This window comes from Blautia sp. Marseille-P2398 (assembly GCF_964240315.1).
Classification (GTDB): domain Bacteria; phylum Bacillota; class Clostridia; order Lachnospirales; family Lachnospiraceae; genus Blautia_A; species Blautia_A wexlerae.
Genome location: NZ_CAXSTD010000009.1, coordinates 177,878 through 189,933, shown reverse-complemented (window position 1 = coordinate 189,933; position 12,056 = coordinate 177,878). Strand labels below are relative to the sequence as shown.

The following is a 12,056-nucleotide window of genomic DNA, read 5'->3' as shown; positions in this document are numbered from 1 at the left end:
GAAAAATCCATGCAGAAGTAAATTCTACAGGTATAGAATTTACTCTTGCAAGGTAGAATTTAAAAATACATTTAACCCAAAATGCAAATTTAAATTAATCTCCACAGTTTTGCAGCAACATATGTTCGCCTGTAGTCTGAAAGCCTTTTGTTTAGCAGCTGCCTTAATTTCCAGCCTGGAATAGCCCTAAAAGCATCTCGGGCTGGAAATTTACATGTTATTGGCACCTTGAATCTGTGCTTCAGTCATACACATATCATGTTCTTTCGCAAATTTAAGAGTTGCCTTTAACCCTTTGGTTTTTTCTCCTTTCAAACCTTCGAATGCTACTTTTACATCTATCATGTAGCAGTATTCTAAAAATCTTTTCAATGCCTTTTCCTTCTGGCTGTTCTTAAATAATAATTCCCATACAGACATCATATCTTCATGATAGAGAAGAATAATGATATCTCCATACCTGACTGCAAAATAGTATTCCGTTAACATTTGATTACGCCTCTTCAGATTTACTGTGCAGGTACTGCATGATTTCTTCATAGCTCCGTCCACTCTGTGCTATAGCATCCAATAACTTTTTCTGGCGAAGTGCATCCCTCTTATCCAATAAATCTTTTAATGTTGCTGCCGCAGCATCATACCGATGCTTTGCTTTCACCAGATCCTTCTGTGCTTTTTCAATTTTAGTGTCCAGTAGTTCTGCGTTTATTTCACGTGCCATATTTACCGCCTTTCTTTCTGAATGTTTGATTTCTTAAGTGTATTACTGATCTCTCCGGCTCGATAAGTAATGTTTCCTTCATTCATCCCAAAAGCCTCTAAGATTTTTTTCTGCTTTGCTGTTACAGCATGGTCCAGCCGGTATACATTATCCGTCTGGCGTGTCATTTCAATCTTCTCAAGTTCCCTGATTGCTGCCGGAACTGTCATATAATTCTGTTTCTTCTCAAGTTTTTCGTTCTCTTCCTGTAATGCAGTATAAATTTTGTTTCGGATTATCAGTGCGATGAATTGTGTAAAAATCCTTCCCTCAACTCCTTCGTTTGTATGTGAACGCATGCTCTTGTTTCCAAGGAATGATTTATCAGAGGCAAAAAGTTTCTCAGATACATCACGGCTCTTATAAAGATGCAGTGCTTCCTTTGCGGTCATCCTTTCGGATGTAATAATAACAAAGTATCCGCATAATGATATTTCCCGTTCTGTCACAGTTGTTTTTTCTTCCGGATATAAAAACACGCCATCTTTATCGTAGTGAAGATAAAAGTATTTTTCGTAAGCTGAACCAAACTCTACTGTTTCATTCTGATGTGACATCAGCAAAGCTGTCCGCTCTCTCAGTGCGTTTTCAAAATGCTCCCGTTCATCAGCATCTTTTGAAATACTATGATAAATATGAATGTATCTCTTTTTTTCATCGCCTTCAAATAAAGTCCTTTGTACTGTTTTTCCATACACACCATAGGCATTCATGTCACAAGAGCGCTTATTTTCGAACGTTCCTTTGTTCTCTAAGATCAAATCACTTATGAAAGAAGACATGCCTTTAGCCATGATCACAAAACTATAACCACATTCGTCTAAATAGCGTATATTTCCACGGCTGAAATATCCCCTGTCCAAAATGAAACCGATTTTTTTATAGCCATACCCAGTGATTTTACCAAGCATGGTCCTAAGCTGTGATACGTCGTTAATACTTCCAGGATAGGCTTCATAAAAGAGTGGTTCTTTATTCTTAAGATCATATCCAACCGAATAGTTGATGATAGCTGAACCGATATCTGTCTTGGCATGACCGAATTCAGCCAGTTCAATCTCTCCGGCCTGACAGTTCTTATTCGTAGAATCATAGGAAATATAAATACGCTCCCTTCGATTTCTCTTTGCATTCCATTCATTCAGAAAGCCTGTACTCTTATCCTTGGTGATGCTCTTAAAGAAATCACTTACCGACGCATCACTATAGATCTTCATACCAGAACTATACAGTGGATGATTGTATGCGTAATCCGGATAATGCTGTGCCACATTGCTTTCTTCTACAATAGAGTAAGAGGCAAGGTCAAGCAATAATGCCATATCCCGCTCAGAGAAGAACTGTCCGAGCAGCTTGTCTAACGAATAATCCAATACTATTTTATGCATTACAGCATATGTACCAACCCGCAGACAGCTGCTACGTTCTGTCCGGTCTTCCATCCCTGATAAGACTGCATCTGGAAAGTATTTCAGAAAGGCTTCGTTAGGAATCATCATAGTGTCATCATCTGGACATACCTTGCCTATAGTCGCTCTCTGTGGATAGGTATATTTTTTCTCCGGATCATAATAGCGATCATACTCATACTTAATATATGTGATATCCCCGCGTCTTAATCGGGTCAATTTTCCATGCACATCCGGTAGCTTAACTCTTGATTTCAGGTACATATTTGCCTCCTTTATTCAGGTTTATATAGCCCTAAATTTATTGTACAGCACAACCCGTATTTTTGCAATAATTTCCGCAGAAATACGGGCTTTTTTAAAATTTTATTTTCGTTAGGGCTACTCATTTTTGGAAGTTAAGGAGAAATAAAAAAATTTTGGCAAAAGCAAAAAAGTAGAAAAAACACCATGAAAAAATGACAAAACAGAGAAGCCGCAATCCAGCATAAACACTTGGATTGCGGCCTTTTTTTTAATCTATTTTACACTACCCAAAAGTCAGGTTTTATTATCATAATATACCATTTACTATACGAACATCTGTAAATCTGGGATTAAAAGTATTCTAATGGACACGAATGTTATGCTTATATTCATCTACCATTTTAGTAAACATATTTTTCTCAAATTAACCTATTTTCTTACCTAAAATGACAGAAGCCCTCTCCGCTGGAAAAATATATCCTGCAGAAAAGGCTTTTTTCTTTTCCCTATTTAATTTTTGTTAAAAAGATTATCCTTAATCTCTTTCAGATCGCTTTGAACCTGATTCAGAATCTGAAATTTCTCAGTTAAACTCTCAATCACCGTCTGGTAATTTTTCTCTCGTTCTTCCTGCTTTGTATCCCTCTGTTCATTTGATTTCACAATGTAAATCAGAAGAAAAACCGCAAGCACAGCCCAGATTCCCTGTGAAACTGCCACATTCATAACCGTTGTTTCCATGGTTTCTGCCTCCTTCCTTAATCTTCTTTTATTATGCAAACTTTTTCTATGTTTTGTCTACTAAAAGTCTTTTCTAATCTTATTATTACCGTTTTAATTTAAAGCATATTTCTATTCTCTACAATTATTTTGCAAATCTCTTTTTACCATGTATTTCTTCTCCTATCGCTGATCTAAATTTGCAACCTCACTTAATAAAGAGTTTTTTCTCTTCCATTTGTAAACTCACAAATTTTTTTCTTTTTTAGTTTCTGATCAGCAGTTTTCTTACTACTTCCCCTAAAAAGGAGGTAGATACCTATGAAAACACTGACAGAACTTATCCAAAATTATCAAAATGGTATCCCAGATTCAGACAGTGAAATTCTCAAACGTATGGAACCGCTTGTGAAAGGATATGCATCCCGGATTCACTGCATGGAACGTGAAGATTCCACACAGGAATTGTATCTTACTCTGTTAAAGACATTGCCATATTTAAGTTCTTCATCCTCAGAAGGTGAATGTATCAGATACATGCAGACCTCTGTCGAAAACAGATATCGTTCCCTTTGCCGCAGTTGTCTTTCCGAACCTGAAAAAGATGATTTTGATTCTTGTTCTGTTTCATTACAGGCTCCCGACAGTTTTGATGACACCTATTATGATGTAACCGCATATATCAACTCTTACCCTTCGGACAGTGTCCAGAGAAAAATTCTGTCCATGTACTTTTATCAGGATAAAAGCGATGCCCAGATTGCCCGGAAACTGAAGCTGTCCCGCCAGTACGTCAATCGGATGAAGAAGAAACTAATTCTCAGATATATTTCCGAAAACAAATAAAAGAAACACCTGCTGACCATAAATTTACAGTCTGCAGGTGTTCCCTTAGTTTTCATAAAATTTCCATTAATGCCATTCCCGTACCGGAAATGCCATTCATAAAAGCCAGATTCAGATATTCTGTCCCAGATATTTTTGCCGGGTGATCCAGTTGAAATAAAAGGCAGTCACATAACGCCTCATATTGCTCCTTCATTTTTTTATTACCATATTTTCGAAGGTACTTCTTCATAATAAGTAAATTCCCGGACATCCCATGACACAGACAAATTTTTTCATCCTGTTCTCCATAAAACAAAGAGTCTGCAGCATTTAACCTGTCTTTTTTAATCTGCATATCCTCAGGAAACAGCTCTTCCAGTTTCATTCGTGAAAGCAGGATTCCCGGCGCCCCATGGCACCATGCATTCATGAAGCTTTCCCCTGAACTCTCTCGTAAATCCTTCCAGTTTCCGGCTTTCTCTGAGTACAGAGAATCCTCATATCTCAGCAAAAGCTGTATTTTATCAGCATATTCCGCTTTATGATTACATTCATACAACGCTGCATAAGCCATCAGAAATCCACTGTTGCCATGAGACATTCCAGCCAGCGGTCCGTCTGTTCCTTTTAATCTCCATCCGTATCCATTTCCGGTTTCCTGTCCTTTCTTCCACAAATCTTTTTCCATATCTGCCGCTATTTCATAATATTTCAGATTTCCGGTTTCTTTATATAACATCACTGCCACTACAATAGCTCCGGCATTTCCGCTCAGATAATCCAGTTGTGAATCTTCTTTCCATACCCTCTCAATAATGCTGAAATGCTTTTCCGCATAAATCATCCACACTCTTTTTCCTGTAAGTTTAAACAGATAAAGATAGGTATATACCACCGAGCTTTCTCCATTTACAATACCTGTCAGAAGATTTTTATCATAAATCTGTTTTTTGTGTATTTCATCTGTATAAGCTTTCAATCTCAAAACAGCAAGATGATAAATTTCTTCTGCACTTGCATTCTTTTCTTCAAAATCATGAAGATATTTTGCAAGAAACAAGACTATCCCGGATATTCCATCATATAAATAGATTCCACCTGATCTGAGATTCCAGTGACCATTATCCCAGAATTGCAGACCCGCCCAGCCGGCGCTCTGTTCCCGGATAATTGCTCTGCTGCAGATTCGATGAACTATCTTTCTGATCTGACTGTATATTTTGCGCTCTTTATCTGTGTCATATCCCTTTATCCTGGTCGGAAACATCTTTTTCTTTCCATCAGATGCCTTCAGCATTTCCATGGACAGCCTGATATAATCACACTGACATTCCATATCAGAGTAACTCATCTGCTTCATATGCATTCGCCATGACTCATAAGGAGTACAGGGCAGATATTCTTTATGTTCTCCGCCATTTCCATCATAAACAGATCTGCTGTTCGCATCAATCTCAAAGCAGGGTATATCCATTTCCAGAAGGCTGTCAATTTCATAATCATGAATCTCTTTCATAAAAGAAGATTCCCCCTCTTTGTGAATCACATTCAAAAGAGCTTTCCTGCATTCTCTTGACTTCATATAATCCGGATGAAACGAAGCCATAAGATACATTGCATACTGTTGGGTATGCCGCAGTACAACTCTGGAACGTCCGTCAAAAAAGCCGGACAACATCACCTCCACTTTCTTATCTGCCATTGCCACCATGTACGCTCTGCAAAATCCTCTGATAATGCATTCCGTATAATCTGCCGCATTGATAACCTGATCATTTAGTCTTACAATGCATTCCTTTATCTGCATTTCCACAGGTTCATATTCTATGTGGATATCAGATGTTTTATCATCCTTTACCACAGGAAGTTTAAACGGTGTTTTTATCTTTTCCTCTGTTCCCATTGCACTTATAAGAACTCTGCTGTTTCCTCTGCCCCATGTGAGAACAGGGAGCATTCCTGTATGTATAACCGAATTTGCCAATTTTATTTCTGTACTTTTGCTTATTTTTTCTTCTACACTACTTCCGTCTTTTTCTGATTGTTGTTTTAAATATCCCGGATACGTTTCCATATCGATAATCACAGGATATTCTCCATGTGCAATAATATTTTCACCATGAAGATCTGTTGCTCCGAGGGCATATCCCAAAAACAGATGTATGCCCATTCTGAAATAATAATGCTCCACCTCACTTTCGTTTTTACAGGGAATATTCTCAATTTTTTCTTCCCATCCATAGGAATCATGAGATAAATATTGTACCGTCCTGCAGGAAATTCCTGTTTTTCTGCATAAATAGTTATAAAGTTCCTGATATTTTATATTCTTATCAAGACTATGTGGCTTATAGTACAGAATTGTTCCATTATCCAATTCTACCTTCGCCACACTTCGTCCTCCTCTGTGTATATCGCCTTTCGACATGTAAATTCCCACAGTCCCGGAAAACTTTCTTCCATCACAGAATATTTTTTGTATCTGTTCTTTTTCTGCATAAAGAGATTTCCTGATTTCACATTCTGCTCTCTGGATAGAGTTATTTTTCAATTCAAGCAGACGTTTTAACTCGGGATATTCCTGCAGTAAAGATTTTACATATGTTGCATTGTTAAGATATTTTTTTTCATAATAATCATATTGTTCTTTTGGCGTACTTCCTTTTAGATTTCCAAAATTTTTCTGCCGATGTACATCTAAGATTAATATTTTAAGAAACATAGTTCGATTTTTTCTGCATAAATAATCCAATTTCAGCAACACACTATAGTTCCATATACAATAAAAGACAATTTCTCTTCTATACTTTCCGTATCTATTATCTCTATTTCATCTAATTCTTTTTCCACATTTCCTATTATTTTATCATTCATTTCGTTCATAACCGTCACTCTCCCATTATGTATTATCGCTAATTATTATTTCTACTTCAAAAAAATCTTTATCATATTTAAAATCTATTTCACCATTATACTTTCTTACAATTTGTTTGACACTTTCAATCCCCCATCCGTGCTCATCTTTCTCTTTTTTACTTGTATAAAATTTAGTGTTTTTTTCATAAGGTTTATATATGCTTGTATTCTTTACTTTAAAAATAAACATATCATTAATATTTCGAAAAATACACGTAATTTTACCTTTTCCCTCTTCACACTTTTCAGCAGCTTCTATTGCATTATCCAAAAGATTTCCTAGGAGTACAACAAAATCTATGTCTTTCATCGGAATTTTTTCTATTTTTGAATCTACTTTAAAAAAAATATTCTTTTCTTCCATTTTTCGCACTTTTATATTCAACATAAAATTTATTTCTGGAATTCCTGTCCACGCTACTCCACTATATCTAATGCTTTCTCTCTTGTAATGATTCAAAAAAGTAATACATGAATCCAGTTCTCCATTTTCCAGGCATTCTTTTATATATAAAAGCAAATGTTTTTCATCGTGCACCAAACACCGATACCGGTCATATGACATTCTCAATTCTTCATATTCTTCTTCCATTAATTTGCATCTCATATCTAAAATCTGATTTCTCATTTCTAGGGTCTTTTTTTGAAACTTAACATATACACCAATCAATGCTATATTACTAACTGCTAATAAACATGCGGTCATTACAAAATTTTCCTTTTTAATCGTACCAAATTTGTATATGATGCTAACTATTAATAAAACATACTCTAACAATCCAATAATAAAAAGTTCCTTCAGACGTGTACGCAATATTCCTTTTATACTGTTTACTGACAAAATAAATTTAATTATCCAAAATATGAATAAACAGCCTAAAATCCAAAATATAACTTCCTGATATGTATGTCCTCTCGGATATGAATAAAAATCATCCCACTGTTTATGGTTAAACACCCCTGCATATACAACATAAGCCTCTTTTATCAATCCTATATTAACTGCATAGAAAAAATTCCAAACATATGCCTGTTTAAATGTGCAATCAAAGTAGCAAAAAACATATAATACAATTATTCCACTCCCAAGAATAATCATTAACAACGATTGATATCCAGCCCAATACTGAGCAGTTAACCAAAATATCATGCCGATATATAATATTCTTCTTAAGACCATCTCCTTTTTCTTTACAAAAAAAATATCATATATAATTCCTGCAATTAATCCAATTATGTATATACAAATAACTTTTATGACATATTTTTCTATTTTTTTATCAATCTGCCATAATGAAACAGAAAAATTATAAATTCCAAAAAAAATCAAAGAATACAACAGCCATTCTAGAACATAATATTTTTTTTCTAATATTCTTCGTTCAGAAAACGTCTGGCTAAATATCCAGACACCTATCCCTGTCTCCATAAACGTTGCCAGTCCATACAATAAAACTTTCAGCATTCTTCATACCCCCCAGTAATTCAGAATTGCTTCTCTGACACCTTTGAATCTTTCTCTGCCAACTGTAATAATATTACCGTCCCGCATATAAAGATCCCTTCCTTTCATCTTCATCACATGTTGGATGTTTGCAAGATATCCTCTGTCAGATATAATAAATTCTTTTGAATTCAGTTCTTTTTCTATTGTTGACAGACTTGCTCTGATCTTTACTTCCCCACGCCTGTGCACAAAAATCACATATTTTCCTTCTTTTTTCATATAGAAAATATCAGAATATGCCAGTTTTTCAACTTCGTTTCTTTTATTTATGATATAGTACCGCTCTTCTTTCTCCATAATTACAGGAAGAAGCGCATCATAAGCCTGCGAAAGTTTTTCCTTCAGACACTCTTTGGGGATATAACGATAGGTGTTTACCTCATATGCTTCTATTGCATAATCCACAAAATTTGTAATAAATATAATAACCGGATTCGGATAAAGTCTGCGTATCTCTCTTGCTGCCTCTATTCCGTTTTCTCCCGGCATCCGGATATCCAGAAGATACATATCGAATTTTTCTTCCTTCAATCCCAGCAGAAACCATTCCACATTCTGGTATGTCGTTACCGTACAATCTATATTTTTCTCTGCAAAATAGTGTTCTGTAATCTCCTTTTCTTTTTTCAGATACATTTCGTCATCATCCAGAATCATTATTCTTATCATAGCAATTATTCCTCCATGAATGTATAAAATCTGAATTTCTTCACATCATAAAAATAACTTTCATCCTTATTGATGACCAGCTCATAAACCTCGATATCCTCTTTGGTTGTCACATCAGTTCTGTGATACTGATAAATGTATCTGCCTTCCTCATGATTTTTTACCTTTCTGATGATATCATCCACCAATTCTCCGATTGTCATCGGACTGTCTCTGGAAGGTCTCCATCTTCCAATCATACCACGAACCTGTGATCTGGTCAGTTTAATTCTCTTTCCAAGAAGATATCCTTTCGGGAAAAAGTCTTCTCTGGTCTTTCCTGTCTTTTTCAATATCTCACATATCGTCTTATTTTCTTCATCTAAAGCAAATCCCATATTAGCATAAGCCTGCATATGAAGCAACGCTAATTCGAGATATTTACTGTTTTCAGATTCTTTATTCCATAACAGTAATTTGTCCAGACTTTTATATACAGTTTCTCTGATTGTAATTCCCTGATTTTGCAAAGTCTGCAAAGAAAACATCATGGTATACAAATCCTTTGTATATTCGTCCATATTCCTATATTCCTCCTGTCATAAAACATATCAAATTTGATTAGTCACTTGTCATTTATATCCTTATACATATTTAATTCCGTCTGTTAAACTTTATCAAAGGAAAGGATTTTTATTTATGAAAAACAATACTATCGGAAAAAGAATTGCAGAAGCTCGGATCAACAGGAATATTACCCAGGAACACCTGGAAGAATTAAGTGGTTTATCTGTAAGTACGATCAGCCGGATTGAAACAGGTAAGTATATGCCTACTATCGAAAATCTCCTTAAGCTTTCTGAAATTCTTGATGTGGGACTTGACTATTTTCTTTATGATCTGCTTCCTCATAATAAAGATATTCAAAGCCCGGCTATTCAGGATGCGATTTCAATCATGAATCAAATGGGTGAACGCCAGACTGAATACATTGTAAAAATACTGAAAATATATCAGGCCTCTCATCAGGATTAAATATAATTACAATTCGACAATTTTCGTGTTTTTGTCCTCGAAAAGCATTTTTCTGACCTCGAAGCAACAATCAGGAAATGCTTTTTATTTTTTTCTGTTTCATGTTTACATTTTTCCCTTTTCTCACTCTTTATAAGATGTATCACCGGTGAGCAAATAAATAATCAAATTTCAGGAGGATGAAAAAATGACAAAAACAGAAAAAGCAGTAACATGGGCAATTAGAATCGCAAACGATCCGGCACACGGATATGATCAGGATAACAGATGGGGACCGGACTACGATTGTTCTTCACTGGTAATCTCCGCATGGCAGCAGGCTGGTGTTCCTGTAAAAACAAAAGGAGCCACTTATACAGGAAATATGAAATCCGTTTTTCTGTCCTGCGGCTTTAAGGATGTAACTTCCAAAGTTAATCTCAGCACAGGAAGTGGCATGAAACGTGGCGATGTATTATTAAACATCGCAAGTCATACAGTAATGCACATTGGTAATGGTCAGGTGGTATCTGCCAGCAAAAATGAAAATAATGGATATCATGGTGGTAAACCCGGAGATCAGAGCGGAAAAGAGATCAAACTTCAGAGTTATTACAATTTCCCCTGGGATTGCGTTCTCCGTTATACTGAAGATTCTTCAACTACTGATCCTGATCCTGAACCTCAGCCAACTGCAGGAAATGCAAAAATCCGCAAAGGTCAGGGTTATGCCAATAAATTCGCCAATGCAGGAATCTCTATTACCGGAAAAAGAGACGCTGCTACCAAAAAAGCAGGCGTTAAAGTTCTTCAGACAGCTCTGAACAGGGATTATGGTGCCGGTCTGGATGTAGACGGTATCTGGGGAACAAACACAGACAATGCTCTTGGACAGCATTATGTAAAAAATGGTGAAACACAGTATATGGTAACTGCCGCTGAGATTCTCCTTCTTTTACGTGCTTATGATCCAAACGGTGTAGAGATTCCCGGTACCTTTGGCTCAGGACTTCTCTCTGCTGTAAAGGCATTCCAGAAGGCACAGGGCTTAACAGTTTCCGGAACCTGTGACAGAAATACTTTCCTGAAACTGATCAGCTGATCTTTACCAGATAAACATCCGGCAGAATTCTGTCCCCTGATTCTGTCGGATATACCCCTTCACTATTCATGTATATAACAAAAAGAAGCAATTTTGAAACCCATTAAAATGGTCTCAAAACTGCTTCTTTTCGCATTTTTATATTCTACCACGGAACATATTCGCCGCTGTCTTCATCATAATAATACCAGCCGTTTCCTCTGCCTACAGGACTACAGTCAGATTCCGCAGCCTGAAACGGTATATAGGAATTGGTTCCCGGATCCCAGGAATACAGGTCATACGGATCTGTGACCTCTTCTGATGCATCGTGAGGTGCTGTCCAGTAATATTTATTGCCATCCTGATCTGTGACACCATTTTCATTTACCATAGCATCTTCAATATCTTCCCAGCTTCCATAGTAATTTCCGTCACTGTCATACCAGTTTCCATCATCAGCTTCAGAAATCAGCCTTCCATTTCCCTCACTGTCATATATCATTGCCTGATCTGCCCTCTGATCAGATTGAGTACCACCATTACCTGTTGAACCATTATCTTCAGATGCAGAAGTGTCCACCCCTGTGGTCTGGGAATCGTCTGTATCAGTTCCCGCAGTACTGTCTGTTCCATTCTCTGAATTCTGTACGTCGCCTGCATTATTGGATGAAGCAGATATTTTCGTCTTCTTATCCGCAGTCTGATTTGAATCTTCTTTTCCAATGGATGTACTTTTATTTACCTGTTTTTTATCCGGCTGAGATTTTTCTGCTGTTTTTTGTTTTGTCTGTTCGGATTTCTCCTGTGAGTTCTGCGTATAATCAACCTGTGTCTCTGTTTTATTCTGTTCCGCACAGCCAGTCATAGCAGCCGCTGCTGCTAAAATCCCTGCCATAATAATTGCAATCTTTTTCTGCTTCATTT

General features: G+C 36.5%; 13 protein-coding genes. 3 read left to right on the top strand and 10 right to left on the bottom strand.

Annotated features, from left to right (window positions below; all coding sequences use genetic code 11):
• Positions 1 to 210 precede the first annotated feature (210 nt).
• The 4 genes from ACESZG_RS12190 to ACESZG_RS12175 all read right to left on the bottom strand — a co-directional run bounded on the left by ACESZG_RS12190 (position 211) and on the right by ACESZG_RS12175 (position 3,156).
• Positions 211 to 489 carry a hypothetical protein gene (locus ACESZG_RS12190; RefSeq protein WP_022381278.1) on the bottom strand — a complete coding sequence of 93 codons (279 nt, stop codon included), beginning with the start codon at positions 487 to 489 and terminating at the stop codon, positions 211 to 213.
• 4 nt (positions 490 to 493) lie between these two features.
• Positions 494 to 721 carry a hypothetical protein gene (locus ACESZG_RS12185; RefSeq protein ID WP_022381277.1) on the bottom strand — a complete coding sequence of 76 codons (228 nt, stop codon included), beginning with the start codon at positions 719 to 721 and terminating at the stop codon, positions 494 to 496.
• Positions 722 to 723: 2 nt separating this feature from the next.
• A complete protein-coding gene (locus ACESZG_RS12180) occupies positions 724 to 2,433 on the bottom strand; it encodes a transposase (protein WP_025579939.1) in 1,710 nt (569 codons plus the stop codon).
• A gap of 492 nt (positions 2,434 to 2,925) precedes the next feature.
• Positions 2,926 to 3,156 (bottom strand): BhlA/UviB family holin-like peptide, encoded by a 231-nt coding sequence (locus tag ACESZG_RS12175; RefSeq protein WP_025581193.1) that lies wholly within the window; start codon positions 3,154 to 3,156, stop codon positions 2,926 to 2,928.
• Positions 3,157 to 3,456: 300 nt separating this feature from the next.
• Here ACESZG_RS12175 and ACESZG_RS12170 point away from each other — a divergent pair, with 300 nt between their 5' ends.
• The gene (locus ACESZG_RS12170) at positions 3,457 to 3,981 is read left to right on the top strand and encodes an RNA polymerase sigma factor (RefSeq protein ID WP_025581192.1); all 525 of its coding nucleotides are present in this window, start codon (positions 3,457 to 3,459) and stop codon (positions 3,979 to 3,981) included.
• A gap of 52 nt (positions 3,982 to 4,033) precedes the next feature.
• Here ACESZG_RS12170 and lanM read toward each other — a convergent pair whose 3' ends face one another.
• Genes lanM through ACESZG_RS12145 form a run of 5 tightly spaced genes read right to left on the bottom strand, consistent with a single transcriptional unit; the run spans position 4,034 to position 9,615 of the window.
• A complete protein-coding gene (gene lanM, locus ACESZG_RS12165; protein WP_373218414.1) occupies positions 4,034 to 6,685 on the bottom strand; it encodes a type 2 lanthipeptide synthetase LanM in 2,652 nt (883 codons plus the stop codon).
• Between the two features lie 32 nt (positions 6,686 to 6,717).
• Entirely contained in the window at positions 6,718 to 6,846 is a 129-nt protein-coding gene (locus tag ACESZG_RS12160) for a hypothetical protein (RefSeq protein WP_255601783.1), read from the bottom strand.
• Between the two features lie 16 nt (positions 6,847 to 6,862).
• Positions 6,863 to 8,344, bottom strand: a complete 1,482-nt coding sequence (locus tag ACESZG_RS12155; protein ID WP_118338613.1) for an ATP-binding protein — start codon at positions 8,342 to 8,344, stop codon at positions 6,863 to 6,865.
• A 3-nt stretch (positions 8,345 to 8,347) separates the two neighbouring features.
• Positions 8,348 to 9,055 carry a LytTR family DNA-binding domain-containing protein gene (locus ACESZG_RS12150; RefSeq protein ID WP_173700096.1) on the bottom strand — a complete coding sequence of 236 codons (708 nt, stop codon included), beginning with the start codon at positions 9,053 to 9,055 and terminating at the stop codon, positions 8,348 to 8,350.
• Between the two features lie 5 nt (positions 9,056 to 9,060).
• A complete protein-coding gene (locus ACESZG_RS12145) occupies positions 9,061 to 9,615 on the bottom strand; it encodes a hypothetical protein (protein WP_173700098.1) in 555 nt (184 codons plus the stop codon).
• A gap of 118 nt (positions 9,616 to 9,733) precedes the next feature.
• Between ACESZG_RS12145 and ACESZG_RS12140 the strand changes: the two genes are divergently transcribed.
• Both ACESZG_RS12140 and ACESZG_RS12135 read left to right on the top strand, forming a co-directional pair.
• The gene (locus tag ACESZG_RS12140; RefSeq protein WP_025579785.1) at positions 9,734 to 10,069 is read left to right on the top strand and encodes a helix-turn-helix domain-containing protein; all 336 of its coding nucleotides are present in this window, start codon (positions 9,734 to 9,736) and stop codon (positions 10,067 to 10,069) included.
• A 187-nt stretch (positions 10,070 to 10,256) separates the two neighbouring features.
• Positions 10,257 to 11,150 (top strand): peptidoglycan-binding protein, encoded by an 894-nt coding sequence (locus tag ACESZG_RS12135; protein ID WP_173684138.1) that lies wholly within the window; start codon positions 10,257 to 10,259, stop codon positions 11,148 to 11,150.
• A gap of 145 nt (positions 11,151 to 11,295) precedes the next feature.
• Here the strand turns inward: ACESZG_RS12135 and ACESZG_RS12130 are convergent, their stop codons facing one another.
• Positions 11,296 to 12,054: a hypothetical protein gene (locus ACESZG_RS12130; protein WP_025579783.1), complete on the bottom strand. Its 759-nt coding sequence runs from the start codon at positions 12,052 to 12,054 to the stop codon at positions 11,296 to 11,298.
• Between the last annotated feature and the right edge of the window lie 2 nt (positions 12,055 to 12,056).

Bases quoted from the DNA above. Each gene is read 5' to 3' on its own strand.
- ACESZG_RS12170 (WP_025581192.1), top strand. From the start codon at position 3,457: ATGAAAACACTGACAGAACTTATCCAAAATTATCAAAATGGTATCCCA.
- ACESZG_RS12140 (WP_025579785.1), top strand. From the start codon at position 9,734: ATGAAAAACAATACTATCGGAAAAAGAATTGCAGAAGCTCGGATCAAC.
- ACESZG_RS12185 (WP_022381277.1), bottom strand. From the start codon at position 721: ATGGCACGTGAAATAAACGCAGAACTACTGGACACTAAAATTGAAAAA.
- ACESZG_RS12155 (WP_118338613.1), bottom strand. From the start codon at position 8,344: ATGCTGAAAGTTTTATTGTATGGACTGGCAACGTTTATGGAGACAGGG.
- ACESZG_RS12175 (WP_025581193.1), bottom strand. From the start codon at position 3,156: ATGGAAACAACGGTTATGAATGTGGCAGTTTCACAGGGAATCTGGGCT.
- lanM (WP_373218414.1), bottom strand. From the start codon at position 6,685: ATGTTTCTTAAAATATTAATCTTAGATGTACATCGGCAGAAAAATTTT.
- ACESZG_RS12130 (WP_025579783.1), bottom strand. From the start codon at position 12,054: ATGAAGCAGAAAAAGATTGCAATTATTATGGCAGGGATTTTAGCAGCA.
- ACESZG_RS12190 (WP_022381278.1), bottom strand. From the start codon at position 489: ATGTTAACGGAATACTATTTTGCAGTCAGGTATGGAGATATCATTATT.
- ACESZG_RS12180 (WP_025579939.1), bottom strand. From the start codon at position 2,433: ATGTACCTGAAATCAAGAGTTAAGCTACCGGATGTGCATGGAAAATTG.
- ACESZG_RS12150 (WP_173700096.1), bottom strand. From the start codon at position 9,055: ATGATAAGAATAATGATTCTGGATGATGACGAAATGTATCTGAAAAAA.
- ACESZG_RS12135 (WP_173684138.1), top strand. From the start codon at position 10,257: ATGACAAAAACAGAAAAAGCAGTAACATGGGCAATTAGAATCGCAAAC.
- ACESZG_RS12160 (WP_255601783.1), bottom strand. From the start codon at position 6,846: ATGAACGAAATGAATGATAAAATAATAGGAAATGTGGAAAAAGAATTA.
- ACESZG_RS12145 (WP_173700098.1), bottom strand. From the start codon at position 9,615: ATGGACGAATATACAAAGGATTTGTATACCATGATGTTTTCTTTGCAG.